A 19,460-nucleotide genomic window follows, 5' to 3' on the forward strand; every position below is an offset into this window, starting at 1 on the left:
CAGCTTCAAATCGGCCGTCACGGCTTTATAATCTTTCCATGAGACATATTTCAATGAGTTTCGAACCATATGCACTATACACAATTGAACATGAGTTTGCGGGTAAGCAGTATTAATTGCATCAGGAAATCCCTTCAGCCCATCTACGCACGCGATTAAGATATCTTCAACGCCCCGTTGGCTTAATTCGGTGAGCACGCTCAGCCAAAACTTAGCCCCTTCATTTTCTGAAATCCACATGCCAAGCAATTCTTTATGGCCGTCAATATTAATACCTAAAGCAAGGTAAATAGACTTTTTGATAACGCGCTTATCTTGGCGTATTTTTACAACCAAGCAATCCAAATAAACAATAGGATAAATCGCATCCAGGGGGCGAGATTGCCATTCAGTGACTTGCTCCATAACAGCGCTGGTAACACGTGACACCAATGTGGGAGAGATATCAGTGCCATACCACTCATGAAAGGCATTCACGATATCGCGTGTGCTCATTCCTTGGGCATACAGCCATAAAATTTTATCATCCATTGAGGTGAATCGAGATTGATGCTTTTTAACAAGCTGTGGCTCAAAAGAGCCTTCACGGTCGCNATCATCCATTGAGGTGAATCGAGATTGATGCTTTTTAACAAGCTGTGGCTCAAAAGAGCCTTCACGGTCGCGGGGCGTATCAAGCTAAAATTCACCGTCTTCTGTCTTGATACGCTTACTTGTTTTACCATTTCGTCTATTACTGCTCGTGGATTTACTGTGTTTTTGATAGCCTAAATGTTCATCCATTTCTGCATTAAGTGCGGCTTCAACAGTTATCTTTTTTAACATCTGACTAAATTTATTTAAATCGTCAGGTGTTTTAATACTTTTAGCTGCTTCTTTTGCAAACGCTTCGAGTTCTTCTTTATTCATGTTCATCGCCTAATCCTTAAACTCTTTTTAGAGTAAATAATGATAGGCAGTTACACAAAATTAGTTACATCCTCACATTATATTATGGATGTATTTTTTCTGAGGTCGGCTTTTTTCTTATAATTTCTTTTTTGGCTTCATCAAGCTTTATAAAATAAGCATTACCGCCAATACCTTTAAACTCTTCATCTGTAAATACAATAGTATTGTCATCAAAAAAAGTGATAGCTTCTTTTTGAGTCACTATTCCTAAGTCAATTTTTGATACATCGCCAGAAAAAAACTTATCACCCTCAAAATTTTCGAATAACCAAATACTGGTTGAATCAAGTAATATCAGCTTTTTACGATCAGGGCTTAAAGCAGCCGATGTTATCCAGCATAGCTTTTCTAAAGTGGTACATGTTTTAAATGAGTCTATTAACTCTGCTTTAAAATTAGCGGCATGATCGCCCACTTTATAAACCTTAGTAATACCGTCAAATGGCTCTGTGCGGTTTTTAGTAAATAAATATAAGTGACGTCCTAGAGCTACAAATGCCTCTAAATCAAAATTACGTTTATTGGGCTTTATAGGACTGCCATCCATTTCGGGGTAGGTAAACTTAATTATTTCTGCTTGAGTCGTATCTGTTTTTATATCTATCGGGTTTTCTATTTTATAAATAGTGAGCCATCTACGATCGTTTTTGTTGTTACCAAAATCGCCTAAAAAGAAGTGCCCAAATTTGTTTTGGGTCATGTCTTCCCAATCAATGTTTTTAGCGTTTTCAACTAAAATTTCTTTAGCAATAGAACCGTCTTTATTGAGTCTGTATAGCTTTGGTTCATTGCCTCCGTCGTTAATTGCCCATAAACGTTGCTGTTTATCAAATTCTATTCCTGATATTTCTTTTAATTTAGGATCAACTGAGATTTCTTTTTTACTGTATAAGGTATAAATTGAAGTACCAATAAATGCAGCTACAACTAAAAAAATGATGGTGGTAGTTATTAAAATGCTTTTTTTCAACATGAAATTAATGATATTTCAGAGTATTAGAATGATGTGTATTATCCATGATGAAGTAATATAAAAAAAGTAATTTAGGATTTTAAATTTTCTTCGGATATTTGCAGCTATAAATATTTATATATTGAACTAATGAGGTTTTTAATAGTTTGTTGGTTTGAATATTGCTCTGTATGTTAAGTATCATTTAAAGCGTATTGTATATAAGGTTAATGCACCTTTTTGGTGTAATTGAAATATTATTTGCACTGTAATAAAGCGCAAATAAAGTTTTGTTTAACTAATAACACGTTTAATGATTTTTAGATGGTTACCACATCGCCTTTTTGTTTAGTTGTATGGCCTGTGGCAAAGATTAAGTACCCTTTTTGGTTTAGTTGGAGCCTGCTATGTTGAATAAACGTTTTTTTAAAACAAAAGATGAAGCTGAAGTTACTTTTGAATTTTCTCATCCAGAGGCAGAAGAAGTTTGCTTATTAGGTGAATTTAATGATTGGCAACCAGTGCCAATGAAGCTTTATAAAAAACAAGGTGTGTTTAAATTTAAGCAACGCTTACCTATCGATCAACAATTTCACTTTCGTTATCTAATTAATGGAGACATTTGGGATAACGACCATCAAGCTGACGGTTATATCGGCAATACATTTGGCACAGAAAACAGCATAGTAAATACTCAACGCACTAATTAAGGCGATTCAATGGATGCTCTTTCGCAGTTGTTTTACCTGCATGGTATTGGCTTTGAATTCACTAAGTATACAGGTGAACAGGTATTTTTTAGCGAAGAAACGCGTAAACGTGCTTTGCAATGTTGTGGTGTTGATACAAATAATGAAGCAGGAATAGCTCAACTAACTTATGATTTAGATGCATCGCTTTGGCTTGATTTAGTACCTAGTGTGAGTTTAGTTGAGCAAAGTGCATGTTTGTTAAAGCTTCGTATAGATGAACGTCAGCAATATTTAGCCGCTAACATTGATGTCCCTTCACTTGGAATGCATTTAGCATTTGATAACCTTTATAACTTGGCTGTCACTGGTGAATATTACTTGCATGGCGTTCGCTATATTGAGCTGGCACTACCCATAGATAATATGTCAATTGGCTATCATGACGCTAATGTTCAGGTAGGTGAGCAACACGCTATTACACAAATTTGGTGCGTGCCTGAGCAAGTCTTTCAAGTGGGAGACACAAAGCGCACTGGATTATCTATTCAGCTTTACACATTAAAAAATAGAGCGAATTTGGGTATTGGCGACTTTGACGATTTATTAGCGCTTACAAAACTATGCAGCTTCCAAAACATGGATTATATATTACTTAATCCACTGCATTTGTTATTTGCTGATATGCCAGAGCGAGCCAGTCCTTATAGCCCTAATAGTCGCGCTTTATTAAATCCTCTTTATATTTCTATCGTACTAAGCGAAGACGCAATAAATAACGAAAACCTTGACGCCATTATGCAGCAAGATGATGTCGCTGCGCTTATTAAAAGTAATGATCAGTTTATAGATTATGAAAATGTAAGCCGTACAAAGTATACGTTATTTGAAGCGCTTTATAATCAGTTTGAATTAACGGCAAGTGATGAGCGTCGCCAAGCGTTTACTGATTTTTGTAATACTCATTCTACTACGTTAAATACCCTCGAATCAGATAACCTAACATTTGCTTATTACCTGCAATGGCAAGCGCATATGCAACTGGCACTGTGTCAAAACAGTTGCGCAGAGAGAGGCATGGCTATTGGCTTAATAAACGACTTAGCTGTTGGTTGTGCTGGCGATGGGGCTGAATTTAAAAATCAGCAATCGTTGTTTAGCCAAGGTGCAAGTGTAGGCGCTCCACCCGATCCATGGGCTGAAGCAGGTCAAAATTGGGGCCTCCCAGCCCTCAATCCCCAAAGCCTTAGTAATAATCACTACCAATTTTACCGCTCGCTCATTCGGGCAAACATGCAAAACGTAGGTGGACTTCGAATTGACCACGTAATGGCTATTAGGCGCCTATGGTGGTGCTTCGAAAGCAATGGCGAACAAGACGGCTGTTATGTTTATTATCCGTTTGAGCATTTACTTGCCATTTTAAAAATTGAATCGCATATTAATCAGAGTATTGTTATTGGTGAAGATTTAGGCATCGTACCGCCAGAGGTTAGGGAAGCTTTGGCATCTAGCGGTATTTTTTCCAACAGCTTATTCTATTTTGAGAAACAGCACAGTGGAGAGTTTTTATCGGTAGATGAGCTGGCAACACATTGTTTGTTAATGATAGCTAATCACGATGTTCCTCCATTTACAGGCTGGTGGCAACATGATGATTTAGATATTAAGCAACAATATAAGCTTATAACTTGCAATGAATACGAGCAACTAAAGCAACAGCGAATAGAAGAGCAACAAAGGTTACTACGTTTTATTAATCACCATGGCAATACAACTGAGCTTTTATTACATAGTGAAGCTGTGACTGTTTATAGCGCACTTGCATTGTGTTTAGCAGGCTCTCAATCGCGTTTATTTGCAATACAAATAGATGACTTAGATGAGCAAAAGTATCCGGTTAATATCCCCGGGACAGATAAAGAATATCCTAATTGGCGACGTGTATTAACGCATACCAGTGAAGAAATTTTTACCAAAAATGCCTCACTTTTAGCTGCTATCGATTCAATAAGGAAAGGTTAAATGAGCAGTACAACTAATGAAAATAGTTACGATGCACAAGTACACGCATTAAATATAGGGCGATTTAAAGACCCATTTAGCTTCTTAGGGGCACATAAAACGGATGCTGAGGTTGAAATTCGTTTTTATCTACCTTGTGCAATAAGCGTAAGTGTTACATTAAATAATAAAAGTATTAAGGCGAAACGCTACCAGCAAAGTGACTTATTTATAGCCAAAGTTGATGCTTTGCCCACTGCGCCATATGAATGCATTGCTCAGTACACAGATAGCAGCGTTACCTTTTATGATGAATACAGTTTCCAAAGCACACTTGATGCAGAGGCAATGTATTTATTTAACGAAGGCAGTCTTGAACATGCTTACTCGCATTTTGGTGCACATTTTAGTACTCAACAAAACGTAGACGGTGTACGTTTTTGTGTATGGGCGCCTAATGCGGCAAGTGTCTCTATTATTGGTGAGTTTAACTTTTGGCAAGCGAATCGCCACTTTATGCGCTTTCATCCTGCAAGTGGTGTATGGGAGTTATTTGTACCAGGCCTTAAAGCTGACATGTGCTACAAATTTGCAATTACCGCGCAAAGTGGAGAGGTGCTCGAAAAAGCCGACCCCTATGCATTTAAAATGCAACAAGCACCTGGCACCGCAAGTGTACTGCAGTATAAACCAGAACCTATAAAGCTTGGCGAGCAGGCACTTCAAAACAGACAAAAGCGTAACCATATTGATGCACCAATTAGTATTTACGAAGTGCATTTAGGCTCATGGCAACGCGCTGAAAACAACCGTTATTTAAGTTACACAGAGCTTGCCGACAAACTCGTTAGCTACGCTCTTGAAATGAATTTTACTCACCTGCAACTTATGCCAATAAGTGAATACCCGTTTGATGGTTCGTGGGGGTATCAGCCTGTTGGATTATTTGCACCTACCAGCCGCTTTGGCGGCTACAACAGCTTTAAATACTTTGTAGAGCAGTGCCACAAAGCTAATTTAGGTATTTTACTTGATTGGGTGCCAGGGCATTTTCCAAGTGATCCGCATGGCTTACATCGATTTGATGGCACCCATTTATATGAGCATGCTGATAAACGCCAAGGGTTTCATCCTGATTGGAATACCTACATTTATAACTACGACCGTCCTGAAGTTAAAAGCTTTTTAATATCAAATGCTATGTATTGGCTACATCAATTTGGTTTAGATGGCCTGCGTGTAGATGCCGTAGCTTCTATGTTGTATTTAGATTACAGCCGAAAAGAAGGCGAGTGGGTTGCTAATTGCTACGGTGGGCGTGAAAACTTAGGTGCAATTGAGTGCCTAAAGCAAGTCAATATGCGCAGCTATAAAAACAACCCAGGCATTATGATGGTGGCTGAGGAGTCAACAGCATGGCCGGGTGTCACCCAAAGTGTTGAGCACAACGGTTTAGGCTTTGGTTATAAGTGGAACATGGGTTGGATGAACGATAGTTTGCATTACATGCAGCACGACCCGCTTTATCGTCAGCATCATCATCACGAAATGACTTTTTCGATGGTATACGCGTTTAGCGAAAACTATATATTGCCATTAAGCCACGATGAGGTAGTACATGGTAAAGGCTCGTTAATTGAAAAAATGCCAGGCGATGATTGGCAGAAATTTGCAAATTTACGCGCTTATTACGCATTTATGTGGGCACACCCGGGTAAAAAACTCTTATTTATGGGCGGTGAAATTGCACAGCGAAAAGAGTGGGGACACGATCATTCTATTGATTGGCATTTACTTGAGCACCAAAGCCATAATGGTATAAAGCAAACGGTAAAAACACTAAATACGGTTTATAAAAACCAACCTGCGTTGTATGAGCTAGATTCGAGCGCGGCTGGTTTTACCTGGATAGATAACAATAATAATCAGCAGAGCATTCTGAGCTTTGTTCGCTATGCTAAAAACGCAAAAAACTTTGTGGTTGTTATTGCTAATTTTACCCCCGCGTCCTATGAAAACTACGTTATTGGCGTACCGAGTAAAGGGCGTTACAAGGTCATTTTAAATACAGATGATACTCAGTTTTTTGGCTCTGGCGTAGAGGTAACTAAAGATTCATCGCAGATAGTTCAGGCAATAAACGAATCAAATCATGGTTTTAAACACAGTATTTCAATTGCCATTGGTGGCTTAACTACTATTTATTTACAAAAGGTTGATGATGAGTAACCGATTTGATGTAGCACCCGGTAATGTAGAACCACTTGGCTCTAGTGTTATTGATAATGGGGTCAACTTCGCGCTTTATGCGCCTGGGGCGAGCCAAGCTTATGTATGCCTGTTTGATAAAAGTGGCCATTCAGAAATACTAAAAATGGCGATGAATATCAACGAAGGGGGTATTTGGAGTATTCATATTTCGCCATTAAACGCCGGTGCGCTTTATGGTTTTAGAGTTGAGGGTGAATATAACCCTAAAAATGGTCAACTGTTTAACGAAAATAAGCTGCTGATAGACCCATATGCAAAAGACTTGTTTGGTGAGTTTACTTGGAGTGAACGCCATTACGGGCAAATGCCCATCGGTACTAAAAGCACTGTAAATAATGCGATTGATATACCTAAATCAAAAGTAGCGGCTCCTACGATGTATAGGCATAAAAAGCCTAACCACCGTTGGTCAAACACGGTTATTTATGAGTGTCATGTAAAAGGTACAACGTGTCGTCATCCTAAAATTCCCAAATCTCTACAAGGGAAGTTTTTAGGGTTAAGCCACCCAAGCTTTATTGAACACTTACAAAGCTTTGGTGTTACAGCCGTTGAGCTTTTACCTGTTCATTCTTTTATTAGTGAGCAATTTTTAACAGGAAAAGGGCTGCAAAACTATTGGGGTTATAACACGCTTAACTTTTTTACCCCCCATAAAGACTATTTAGTAAACGACGATATAAACGAGTTTAAGCAAATGGTGAAAGAGCTTCATGCTGCCGACATAGAAGTTATTTTAGATGTTGTTTATAACCATACCGCAGAGGCTGGGGCCGATGGCCCTATACTATCGCTTAGAGGCTTTGATAACTTAGCCTATTACCGCACAGTAGAGGGGCAGCCTGACGTATATATAAACGATACCGGCTGTGGTAATACCATAAATATTGACCACCCTAAAACACTGCAACTTGTACTTGATAGCCTTCGTTATTGGGTTGAAGTAATGGGAGTTGATGGTTTTAGGTTTGATTTAGCGACCATTTTAGGCCGCTCAAAAGCAGGCTTTAGCTCCGCACATACTTTTTTACAAGTAGTTGCCCAAGACCCTGTGCTTAACAAAGTTAAGTTAATAAGTGAGCCTTGGGATATAGGCCCAGGTGGTTATCAGCTTGGTGCATTCCCGCCGCCATGGCGAGAATGGAACGATCAATACCGCGATGTAATTAGACGTTTTTGGCAAAGTGAAACAGGCATTATTGCCAACGTTGCAAAACGTTTGCATGGATCGTTTGATATTTTTGAGCACAGCCAACGTGGGCCGCTCAATAGTATTAATTTTATAGCGAGTCATGATGGTTTTACCCTTGCTGATTTAGTGAGTTATGAGCATAAACATAACGAAGCTAATGGCGAGCAAAATCGAGATGGGCACAGTGCAAATCATTCGTTTAACTGTGGGGTAGAAGGTTTTACCAGCGACTCTAAAATAAACGCACTGCGCTTACAGCAACAAAAGAACTTTTTACTTACTTTAATTCTCTCAAAAGGTGTTCCCATGATTGCTGCTGGTAGCGAAATGGCGCACTCGCAAGGGGGGAATAACAATGCTTATTGCCAAAATAATCGCACTAGTTGGCTTGCCTGGAAAGATTCTCAACTTAATCATTCGTTAACACGATTTATTGATGATGCATTAAAAATTAGACGTGCGCACAGTGCGTTTAAACACAGTGTATTTTTAGATGATATAGACGAGCGTTTTACCGTTAAGTGGTTTACCGAACAAGGTAAAACCATGACTGATGCTCACTGGCATGAAGATACCAGACAGTTTTTAATGTATAGCTTACTTGATAAGCAAAACAATCATGCATTGCTGATTGTATTTAATGCCAGTGAAAAAACAATTTTTTGTCAAATGCCCCCATCGCCAATTAATGCGCCGTGGCAAATGATTCTATCAAGTGTACATAATGCATCTGTGAGCAGTAATGAAGATGCGATGGTTGAAATTTCAGCACAAAGTAGTTGGGTTTTTAGTGCCAATTTAGAGGATGTTAGTCATGGTTAAACAAAGTGATCAAGTGTGTGTAGTAAAGGGCTGGCAAGAAGGGCCAGTTATTGATGAAAGTACGCTTAAAGATGACTTAACACGGCATTTTTATTATACCCTCGGCCGAGATAAGGTGGGTGAATCGCAGCATTATTTGTATCACGCATTAGCGCTTACTATTCGCGACAGACTTGTGGCCCGCTGCAGAGAAACGAATCAACAAATTAAGCAAGAGAAACGGCGCAAAACGGCTTACCTTTCTCTTGAGTTTTTGATGGGGCGTGCGCTAGGTAATGCTGTTTTAAATCTAGATTTAGATAAACAAGTAAGCTCAGCACTACAAGAGTACTGCACAACAATAGAAACAATTGAAGACGCCGAGCACGACGCTGGCCTAGGAAATGGCGGGCTAGGGCGCCTTGCAGCCTGCTTTTTAGATAGCTGTGCTAGTTTAGCGTTGCCTGTTATTGGCTATGGCCTACGATACGAATACGGCATGTTTAATCAATCGATTAAAGATGGTAACCAAATTGAGCAACCAGATAACTGGCTACGTGAAGGACATCCATGGGAGCTAAGCGCACCAGAGCATGCAAAACGTGTGAAGTTTGGTGGCTATGTGCAAAGTTACACAGATAAATTTGGCAGAGAGCACCGTCAATGGATGGGCTCACAAGATGTATTAGCTGTACCGTACGATGTACCTGTCCCTGGTTATAAAAACAATATCGTAAATACACTACGTCTGTGGAAATCAGAGGCAACAGATGAATTTAATTTAACCGAATTTAATGCGGGCAGTTACTCAGAAGCCGTCGCACAAAAAAATCTAGCCGAACAGATCACCATGGTGCTGTATCCAAATGACAGCAGCGAAAATGGTAAGGAGCTTAGGTTACGCCAACAATACTTTTTATCATCGGCGAGTATTCAAGACGTAGTAGACCAATGGGTTTCTCAACATGGCGAGAGCTTTAGTGACTTTGCTGATTTTCATGTTTTTCAGTTAAACGACACGCATCCAAGTATTGCTGTTGCAGAGCTAATGCGTATTTTAATTGATGATTACGAATTAAATTGGAACGATGCGTGGCAAATCACAACTAAAACCATGGCCTATACAAATCATACGCTACTTCCTGAAGCGCTTGAAAAATGGTCTGTTTTGTTGTTTTCAAAATTATTACCACGCATTTTAGAAATAGTTTACGAGATAAATGCACGCTTTTTAGCACAAGTTGCACAGCAATGGCCGGGAGATGTTGAAAAGCAACGTGCATTGTCACTGATTGAAGAGGGTGATGAGCCGCAAATTCGTATGGCTTATTTAGCTATTGTAGGTAGTTACTCTGTAAATGGCGTAGCAGCACTTCATACTGAACTGTTAAAAGCGGGATTATTTAAAGAATTTTATGCATTGTGGCCAGATAAGTTTAATAACAAAACAAATGGTGTAACGCCTCGTCGATGGCTTGCGCATTGTAATCCAGTATTAAGTGAATTAATTGGTGGAAAAATTGGTCATGACTGGGTTAAAAACTTCTCAAAAATTAGTGACCTACGTCGTTTTTATGACAACAAGGCATTTCATGAGCAGTGGCAAAATGCTAAACGTGAAAACAAACAACGTTTAGTTGATTTAGTTAAGGCGCGCTGCGATATCGATTTTGATGTATCAATGATGTTTGACGTACAAGTAAAACGTATCCACGAATACAAACGTCAGCTATTAAACATACTTCATGTGATTCATTTATATGACCGCATTCGCCGTGGGGATACCCAAGGACTTGTTCCTCGTTGTGTTCTATTAGGTGGTAAAGCAGCGCCAGGTTATTACATGGCTAAAAAAATTATTAAGCTTATTAATAACGTGGCAGAGGTTATAAATAAAGACCCTCAAGCTGCACCATATTTACGCGTCGCATTTTTACCTAATTACAACGTAACCGCAATGGAAGTTATTTGTCCTGCAACCGACCTCTCAGAGCAAGTATCTACCGCAGGCAAAGAAGCGTCTGGTACTGGCAACATGAAATTTATGATGAATGGTGCATTGACAATAGGCACGCTGGATGGCGCAAACATTGAAATTAGAGATGCTGTTGGTGCTGATAACTTCTTTTTGTTTGGCGCACAAGCGCACGAAATTGACGATATTAAATCACGTTATAATCCAGAGCATTTAATATCGCAAAATAGCGATTTAAAGAATGTGATGCAATTACTCGAGAGCGGGCATTTTAATTTATTTGAGCCATGCTTATTTGACGACATAACAAATGCAATTAAGAGCCCGCACGATCCATGGCTTGTTGCTCACGATTTTGAAAGTTATGTAGCAGCTCAAAAAGAAGTTGATAAAGCTTACGCAGACCAGACCTACTGGACACAAATGAGTATTTTAAATACAGCAGCCAGTGGTATGTTTTCAAGTGACAGAACCATAAGCCAATACAGTGAAGATATTTGGCATTTAGAACCCCTCAATATTAGTGAAACAGACTTAACGACAACTAAAAGCCATGCCACTAAAAGCCTAGACTAAATGGAGAGAGTATTATGCCTAATTATGCAAATCGCTACATAAGTAGCCTAACCAGAGAAACTTACGCGTTAATACTGGCAGGCGGTCGCGGTTCTCGCCTGCATGAGTTAACCGATTGGCGAGCAAAGCCAGCAGTTTACTTTGGTGGTAAGCATCGAATTATCGATTTTCCACTATCAAACTGCATTAACTCGGGTGTGAGACGTGTTGGTATTGCTACACAATATAAATCACATTCATTAATACGCCATGTAAACCGCGCATGGGGGCACTTTAAAAAAGAGCTAGGAGAGTCGGTTGAAATACTACCTGCATCTCAGCGCCAAGGTGATGATTGGTATTGTGGAACCGCAGATGCTGTTTTTCAAAACATAGATATTATTCGTCATGAGCTTCCTAAATATGTGATGATTTTGTCTGGAGATCATGTGTACCGTATGGACTATGGTGCTTTATTGGCTGAACATGTGCAAAAAGGCGCAGATATGACTGTGTGTTGTATTGAAGTCCCAGTAGAGGAAGCCGCAGACACGTTTGGTGTAATGACCGTTGATGAAGAAAATAGAGTGTGTCGTTTTGATGAAAAACCAGCAATGCCGAGCTCCGTACCCGGCAAGCCAGGTACATGTTTAGCATCAATGGGGAACTACATTTTCAATACAGAATTTTTATTTGAGCAACTTAAAAAAGATTCTGAAAATGAAGGCTCTGGACGCGATTTTGGTCACGATATTATTCCAGCGATTATAGAAGAGCATAATGTATTTGCTTTCCCATTTAGAGATCCAAACCAAGAAGGGCAACCTTATTGGCGCGATGTAGGTACGCTTGACTCGTTCTGGGAAGCTAATATGGAACTGGTAATGCCAGAGCCACAACTTGATTTATACGATCCAACGTGGCCAATATGGACTTATCAAGAGCAACTACCACCTGCTAAATTTATTTTCGATGACGAAGATAGACGTGGTATGGCTTTAGACTCAACAGTCTCGGGTGGGTGTATTATTTCGGGCTCTGCGGTTAGAAAATCCCTGTTGTTTTCTAACGTTCACGTTCGCTCATTTTGTACTATTGAGCAGTCGGTTATTTTACCCGGTGCGGTTATAAACCGAGGTTGTAAAATTAAACGCGCAATAATAGATAGAAGCTGTGAAATACCGGCAGGTCTTGAAATCGGTTTTGACAAAAAAACAGATGAAGAAAATGGCTTTAGGGTATCTAAAAAAGGTATCGTTCTTGTTACACGTGATATGCTCACTGAGCTTGCAAAAAAGTTAGAACGCCAAGCGCGAGAAAATAAAAAGCTAGCGTAACAACAAGTTAGATAAGCACGACAACATAGCTTGCTCATTTGTGAGCAAGCTCACACAGGTTTAAAGGAAATAATAAATTAATGCATGTATTAATGGTTGCAGCAGAAAATGACGCGTTACCAGGCGCAAAAGTAGGCGGTGTGGCAGATGTAGTACGCGATGCACCTAAGGCTCTTGCAAAGCAAGGTATAACGGTTGATGTTGTTATTCCTGATTACGGGTTTGAGCCGCTTGAGCGTATTTATATAGGTGAAGTAACCGTTGCATTTAATGCTCAACCCCATGTATTAACCATTTTTAAAGTACAACAAGCCGAAAATAATGTAAGCCAAATTGTTATTAGCCACCCGTTATTTAGTGAATCAGGCAGTGTATATTGTAATGATGCACCGGGGAGGCCTTTTGCAACTGATGCGACTAAATTTGCTCTATTTAACGCAGCCGTCTGCGAAGCGTTATTACAAGGTGTATTAAAGCGCCCTACAGCGCTGCATTTACATGATTGGCACAGTGCCTGCGTTGCAGTTTTACTTAAGTTTGAGCCACGTTATAGCTCACTTAATACCTTACCTATTGCCTTCACAGTGCATAATATTGCACTGCAAGGGATAAGGCCTTTCAAACATGATGATTCAAGCTTAGAGGCGTGGTTTCCATCACTTAGTTATAATGGCCAGCAATTATGCGACCCGCGTTACCCTCATTGTTTTAATCCTATGCGCAGTGCAATAAATCTATGCGATAAAATACATGTTGTATCGCCAACTTACAGCCAAGAGGTTCTTGAACCTAGCAATTACGAACATGGTTTTTTTGGTGGCGAAGGGCTTGAGCGAGATCTGCAAAATGCAGCAAGCCAAGGCAAGCTTGTTGGTATTTTAAATGGCTGCGAATATCCAAGCAATGCACTTAAAGGAGCAACTCTCGCTGATTTTTATAGCCAAGCAGAGAACACTTTATTTACTTGGATGGCAAATAGCGAGCAGTTACAAAGTGGCTACTATATTGCCCACCAACGACTACAGCAATTTAAAGCAACGGTTAATAACGGTCCATTAGTTACAAGCGTTGGCCGTCTTACTGAGCAAAAAGTGTTGTTATTGTGCCAGCAGGTTAATGGGGTTTTAACTATTGATAAAGTGTGCCAATTAATTAATGAACATAATGGCAGACTTATTATTCTCGGCTCGGGTGACAAAGAGCTCGAAAGTATATTTACCAAAGCAATGGCGCGTAATTCCAATCTTTTATTTTTAAAGGGGTATGGGCAAGGTGTTGGCGATTTAATGTATCAATTAGGTGACTTATTTTTAATGCCAAGCTCGTTTGAACCGTGTGGTATTAGCCAAATGCTAGCAATGCGAGCGGGGCAACCGTGTTTAGTACACAGTGTTGGCGGATTAAAAGATACTGTTAAACACCACGAAAATGGTTTTAGCTTTAATGGAGACACGTTGGCAACGCAAACGCGTAATTTAATTAGCTGTTTAGACGAAACTCTCTTAATTAAAAAGCAAAATCCTAAAAGATGGCATAAAATTAAGCACAGCGCAGAGCTAATGCGTTTTTCGTGGCCACAAGTGGCAACTGATTATATAACAACCTTATACCGGTAAATCGTTTCTGTACTTTAAAGTTTAGTGACAAATCTACCTGCTTAGGGTTTAATTACTTAGTATTATATAAAAGCTAAGAAGTAGGTAATGTGTCTGTATTTGTTGCAAGGCAAGCAATATTCAATCGAAGTAAAAAAGTAGTAGCCTATGAGCTACTTTTTCGTGATAGTCCAAAAAATTATTTTCCAGATATTGCAGAAGGCCAAGCAACAGCAAGGCTTATTATGGAAAATCAATTAAATTTAGGTACACGCCATATTACATCAGGCAAAAAAGCACTTATTAATATAGGACCAGAATCACTAAAACTCGATTTATGTGCTTTCTTACCATGCCAAGACGTTGTGATTGAGTTGCTCGAAACCATAGAACCTACCGACGATAACTATGAGCTATGCCGAGGTTTATTTCATAGTAACTACAAACTCGCGCTCGATGATTTTGTATATAAACCACAATGGGATCGTTTTCTAAAGCTTGTGAAGCTCATTAAATTTGATATTGCAATTACACCTCTTAGCGAAATACAGCCCATAGTTACTAAGTTACAAGCGCATAAACAAATAAAAATACTAGCCGAAAAAATAGAAACACAAGAAGACTATAAGCTCGCCTTTGATATGGGGTTTGATTATTTTCAAGGCTATTTTTTTGCAAAGCCTACCATGATCAAGCAAAACGACATTGATTATAATTATGGTTTAGTCGTCGCTATTTACGCAGAAATAATGAAGCAAAGCCCTGATATTAAAACCATCGCAAGCCTGTTTGAGCTAGATGCTGCACTCGCATATAAGTTACTAAGATTAATAAACAGCGGTGTGTTTCCTATACAAAGCCAAATATCGTCATTAAAGCAAGCGCTTGTGTATTTAGGACACGAACGCCTGAAAAAGTTTGTGAGCCTTATTGTTACTGCTCATACAGCGGGTAAAAAGCCAGCGGAGCTAATGCAAGTATGTGTTATACGTGCTCGCTTTTGTGAGCTTGTGGCAAAAAAGGTTAATAAAAGTCATTCAGGCGAAGCATTTTTAACAGGGTTATTCTCGTTACTGGATGCAATCCTTGATCAACCAATGAGCTTGCTTGTTGAAAAGCTACCATTCCCTGATGAAATAAAAACGGCATTATTAGGGAACAAAAACACACTTTATTATATTTTGAACGTTGTTAAAGCATATGAATCAGGAAGCTGGTGGGCACTTGAACAAGCTGTACTTTTGTTGAATATAGACAGTGCTATACTACCTCCACTTTACCAGCAGTCAGTCGATTGGGCTGACAGTTATAAGAATAATATTTAACGGATAATAGCTTTAATGCGCAATTATAATATGGACTTTATTCGCGGCGTTGCCGTGCTTGGCCTTGTTTACATGAATGCTTACGCCTTCGGCATTTTTGAATATGGGTATTCCTCCTTAACTAATCCTCCTGTTAGCGACTCAATTATTCACACCCTTAGCAGCGTGTTTGTAGACGGGCGTTTTAGAACGCTGTTTAGTTTGCTTTTTGGTGCTGGGCTTTACATTCAGTGGCAACGTTACAAGTCTGAAGTGCAAATAAAAAGCAGGCTCTATTGGTTAATCCTCTTTGGTTTAGCGCATGGTTTTTTACTTTGGGCCGGTGATATTTTATTTGTTTACGGTGTATCTGGCTGGTTTGTTATTAAATATTTAGAAAGTGATAGCAACGTACTTTTAAAAAGAGGGCTTGCATTTACCTTGTTGTCGGGTGTAGTTACCTTACTTGTTATATCTAGCGTACCCGATGAAATAATTTACCGCGATACAGCACAGTTTATTGAATTATATAACCCACACTATATTGATTACTTTATTAGTAACCTTGCTATGAACACGTTAATGCTTGTTATGGTGCCAATAATGACAATGTGGATGTGCGTGGGCCTTATGCTTATTGGCATTTATTTATATAAACAAGACGTTTTTAGTAAAGGTTTAACGACTCAGCAATTAATAGTTTGCGGTGCAATGACCCTTGTTTTTTGTGGAATCAGGCTTTATGCATCACAGCTTAATGGCAGCTTAGGATATGGGGTGCAAGAATTTGTAAATATGTTTGCGGCGCTAGGTATGGCTACGCTGTATATTCAATTAATTGTTAAATTTTGCAATAACAGCGCACATGTTGGCACGCTTATTCAACAAGCGGGGCGCTTAGCATTTACTTTATATATTAGCCAAACACTCATACAATTATTGTTATATAAAGTGCTATTTACGCACTGGGTGCTCAATTTTGATCGTATTGACTACTGGTTAGTTGCAACGGCATTAGTTGCATTGCAGCTCATATTTACCTTTATATACAGCCGTTATTTTAACCAAGGCCCGCTTGAATTTGTATGGCGTAAATTAACGAAAGCAAAAATTAATGCTTAAACACCTATAAATTTTAAATTAGGGGCGAAAAAATAGTGTGGGTGGTTTACACTACTCGCCTTAAAAATTACTACGCTATAAGTGCCATGACCGAATTAAAACGTTTAAATAAATTTATTAGTGAAACAGGATTTTGTTCACGCCGCGAAGCCGATAAATATATTGAGCAAGGTCGTGTCAGCGTTAATGGCTACTCGCCTGAAATGGGCGTAAAAGTTGCTGCTACCGATGTTGTATTGGTTGATGGCAAGCCACTTAAAGCCACACCAAAGCGCGTTTATATCGCTTACAATAAACCCGTTGGTATTACGTGTACTACCGAAAGTAAAATTCAAAGTAATATTATTCGCGCGGTAAATTATCCTACGCGTATATTTCCAATAGGGCGTTTAGATAGACCGTCTGAAGGGCTTATATTTTTAACTAACGAAGGCGACATCGTTAATAAAATTTTGCGTGCGGGTAATAACCACGAAAAAGAATATGTTGTTACGGTTGATAAACCGCTTAATCGTCAGTTTGTTACAAAAATGGCCAATGGCGTGCCTATTTTAGATACCGTGACTAAAAATTGTAAAGTGACACAAACTGCCCCTAAAGAATTTAAAATAGTACTTACACAAGGTTTAAACCGCCAAATACGCCGTATGTGTGAATATTTAGGTTACGAAGTGGTGACGTTAAAGCGCACTCGTATAATGAACGTAACACTAAAAGGTTTAAAGGTAGGGCAGTGGCGTCATTTATCTGATACTGAAATGGCGCAAATAAACGACTCGATTTCTGACTCAGGTAAAACTCAAGAACATTCGCTTGATGCTAATAAACAATCAGAAAATAATACGCCGTCGATTCCTAAAAAGCGTGATTTTCAGGGTGAAAATCCTCGCCGTTTTAATAAAGGCGAACAAAGTGGCGAGCGTAGTACTGAGCGAAATTCAAGTCGCAACTCTGATCGCAGTAATGCTAATGGCGAGCGCAAAAATGAGCGCAGTAAAGCACCTTATCAAAAGCGTTCTACCACGTATGTTGGTAAGCCAAAAAGTATTAAAGAGAACAAGTCGTCACAGTCAAAACCTAGCTCGGGGCGTACCCTTAGCTTAAAAAAATAATCTGCACCTAAGTGGTATTCTACTACCACTGTATTTCTTGTACTATATTGCCAAGTGGGCTTGTAACGCCCACTAAATTTATATTGTTATTTTGCAAAGTCACCAATTTATTCTTATCTAAATACCATCTAAAAGTGTATTTTCTGTAGTTCTGTAAACTAAGCACAGTTAGCGTTGCACAACTGTACTCATAATCAGTTGGGCAACTACCTACCTCGAGTAATTGATGCTCTTGCTGCCATATATTATTGCTGTGTTTATTGGCCCATAATTTCACAGAAATACAAACTGACGTCCATAACCATAAGTAAATTAAAATAGGCAAAAACAGTGGTATAAATGCGCTGCGGAACTTCCCATGCTCAGCAATATACTTTTTAACTGTATGTTTAAATTCAAAGTTATTATTGTATTTTTTATATAGGTGCCTTAATAAAACAACCGACAACACTATCGCCGTTATTAGAAATAACGTAAATGTTAAGGTGTTATATATACTGTTGGGGATAAAAGCGGGGTCGGCTTGCTCATCCCATGCAAGTAAAACCAGCGGAGGTGCTGTTACTAAGAGTAATAAGGCGCTGTTGAAGAGTTGCTTAAAGGTCAAAGGGTATTCACTTATAAAATGTTGCTTGTATAAAGCCCAAATTAGCGCTTAATATTTCGCTATTAAATGCTAAAGCCAATATAAAATAAGAGTATACCTAAATAAACTGCAATCGCCGATAACGAGTTTTTAGAGCGCAGGCGCTTAACAAGGTCGCGTGTGCCATCAACCATGCCTGAAATCACCAGTACTAAACCACCTGTAAATCGGTAGTTGTTTAAGTTCACGTTACCATTATCGTCAGTTATAAAGCGTAAATAACCAAAAAGTATAAAAACGCTGCCCGCTATTAGTATCGCGGTTTTAAAATTTTCCAAGGCTTTTCCATAATATTGAGTTAGATACTAAAATGGCACTAAGTTGAGTCATGATAATTTTACTATATTTCGAATTTAAATTTTGCCTAAATCCATTAAATGGCCTCATTATGTCGCTATATTAGGCGTATATACGCTAAAGCCTGATTTATATTGTGCATTATCAAGTACACTTAGTTATATGAAGGGTAAGCTGTTAAGATGCGCCGTCTTAACAATGCAGAAAGGTTATAGAAGTAACATGTCAAAATTTTTCTTTATGGGTAAGCCCGATATAATGGGTAAAAATAACAGTAATGGATTTGCACCAAAACGTACTGCAAAGCCAGGCACAGAGTCACACCCGCTCACGTTAATTGTAAACTCAGTTGCACGACAATCAGAAATAGAAGCAATACTAGAAGAGCATTCGCTGTTTGCTTCAATTGAAGTTAAAGCTGAAGTACCAGAAGATATTCGCGAACTAGACTTTGCGCTTAGCAAGTCAAAACCACAAGTATTTGATAAAGTACCAGAGCGTAACGCACCTTGTGTATGTAGTAGCGGCAAAAAATATAAGAAGTGTTGCGGTTAGTTTATTAACAACTAAATATGTAGCCTTTCTTTTTTCATCGGTATTAAATAAAAATGCCACTGACCTTGAGCCAGTGGCATTTTTTAATGTTAACCGATTATA

Annotated in this window: 14 protein-coding genes and 1 pseudogene; 11 read left to right on the forward strand and 4 right to left on the reverse strand. The window is 39.0% G+C overall.

The window, feature by feature from the left end; all coding sequences use genetic code 11:
• Positions 1-909: pseudogene (locus tag I6F10_RS17150) on the reverse strand (IS256 family transposase); the annotation flags it as partial.
• Between the two features lie 82 nt (positions 910-991).
• Positions 992-1,924: a hypothetical protein gene (locus tag I6F10_RS17155; RefSeq protein WP_165742599.1), complete on the reverse strand. Its 933-nt coding sequence runs from the start codon at positions 1,922-1,924 to the stop codon at positions 992-994.
• Between the two features lie 386 nt (positions 1,925-2,310).
• On the opposite strand from I6F10_RS17155, the gene I6F10_RS17160 reads away from it, so the two are divergent.
• From I6F10_RS17160 to rluF, 10 genes are all read left to right on the forward strand, one after another.
• The gene (locus I6F10_RS17160) at positions 2,311-2,613 is read left to right on the forward strand and encodes an isoamylase early set domain-containing protein (RefSeq protein ID WP_002958606.1); all 303 of its coding nucleotides are present in this window, start codon (positions 2,311-2,313) and stop codon (positions 2,611-2,613) included.
• A gap of 9 nt (positions 2,614-2,622) precedes the next feature.
• Positions 2,623-4,617 (forward strand): 4-alpha-glucanotransferase, encoded by a 1,995-nt coding sequence (gene malQ / locus I6F10_RS17165; RefSeq protein ID WP_165742600.1) that lies wholly within the window; start codon positions 2,623-2,625, stop codon positions 4,615-4,617.
• Positions 4,618-6,825, forward strand: coding sequence for a 1,4-alpha-glucan branching protein GlgB (glgB, locus tag I6F10_RS17170; protein WP_165742601.1), 2,208 nt, complete (start codon positions 4,618-4,620; stop codon positions 6,823-6,825). It begins immediately after the preceding gene.
• On the forward strand, positions 6,818-8,881 hold the full coding sequence (gene glgX / locus I6F10_RS17175; protein WP_165742602.1) for a glycogen debranching protein GlgX: 2,064 nt from the start codon (positions 6,818-6,820) through the stop codon (positions 8,879-8,881). Before glgB ends, glgX begins: the two co-directional genes overlap by 8 nt.
• Positions 8,874-11,411 (forward strand): glycogen/starch/alpha-glucan phosphorylase, encoded by a 2,538-nt coding sequence (locus tag I6F10_RS17180; protein WP_197099164.1) that lies wholly within the window; start codon positions 8,874-8,876, stop codon positions 11,409-11,411. Before glgX ends, I6F10_RS17180 begins: the two co-directional genes overlap by 8 nt.
• A 14-nt stretch (positions 11,412-11,425) precedes the next feature.
• The gene (gene glgC / locus I6F10_RS17185) at positions 11,426-12,727 is read left to right on the forward strand and encodes a glucose-1-phosphate adenylyltransferase (RefSeq protein WP_002958601.1); all 1,302 of its coding nucleotides are present in this window, start codon (positions 11,426-11,428) and stop codon (positions 12,725-12,727) included.
• Between the two features lie 80 nt (positions 12,728-12,807).
• Complete coding sequence (locus tag I6F10_RS17190; protein ID WP_197099165.1) at positions 12,808-14,343, forward strand: glycogen synthase; 1,536 nt, start codon at positions 12,808-12,810, stop codon at positions 14,341-14,343.
• Positions 14,344-14,432: 89 nt separating this feature from the next.
• On the forward strand, positions 14,433-15,647 hold the full coding sequence (locus I6F10_RS17195; RefSeq protein ID WP_197099166.1) for an EAL and HDOD domain-containing protein: 1,215 nt from the start codon (positions 14,433-14,435) through the stop codon (positions 15,645-15,647).
• Positions 15,648-15,677: 30 nt separating this feature from the next.
• The gene (locus I6F10_RS17200) at positions 15,678-16,748 is read left to right on the forward strand and encodes a DUF418 domain-containing protein (protein WP_197099176.1); all 1,071 of its coding nucleotides are present in this window, start codon (positions 15,678-15,680) and stop codon (positions 16,746-16,748) included.
• An 86-nt stretch (positions 16,749-16,834) separates the two neighbouring features.
• Positions 16,835-17,860 carry a 23S rRNA pseudouridine(2604) synthase RluF gene (rluF, locus tag I6F10_RS17205; RefSeq protein ID WP_197099167.1) on the forward strand — a complete coding sequence of 342 codons (1,026 nt, stop codon included), beginning with the start codon at positions 16,835-16,837 and terminating at the stop codon, positions 17,858-17,860.
• Positions 17,861-17,882: 22 nt separating this feature from the next.
• On the opposite strand, the gene I6F10_RS17210 is transcribed toward rluF, so the two are convergent.
• Positions 17,883-18,467, reverse strand: coding sequence for a hypothetical protein (locus I6F10_RS17210; RefSeq protein ID WP_197099168.1), 585 nt, complete (start codon positions 18,465-18,467; stop codon positions 17,883-17,885).
• A gap of 62 nt (positions 18,468-18,529) precedes the next feature.
• On the reverse strand, positions 18,530-18,784 hold the full coding sequence (locus I6F10_RS17215) for a MetJ regulator of methionine regulon (protein WP_197099169.1): 255 nt from the start codon (positions 18,782-18,784) through the stop codon (positions 18,530-18,532).
• Positions 18,785-19,025: 241 nt separating this feature from the next.
• Between I6F10_RS17215 and I6F10_RS17220 the strand changes: the two genes are divergently transcribed.
• A complete protein-coding gene (locus I6F10_RS17220; RefSeq protein WP_197099170.1) occupies positions 19,026-19,358 on the forward strand; it encodes a PBPRA1643 family SWIM/SEC-C metal-binding motif protein in 333 nt (110 codons plus the stop codon).
• Positions 19,359-19,460 lie beyond the last annotated feature (102 nt).

Origin of the sequence: Pseudoalteromonas sp. SWYJZ98 (assembly GCF_015864495.1) — a bacterium.
Taxonomy (GTDB): domain Bacteria; phylum Pseudomonadota; class Gammaproteobacteria; order Enterobacterales; family Alteromonadaceae; genus Pseudoalteromonas; species Pseudoalteromonas distincta.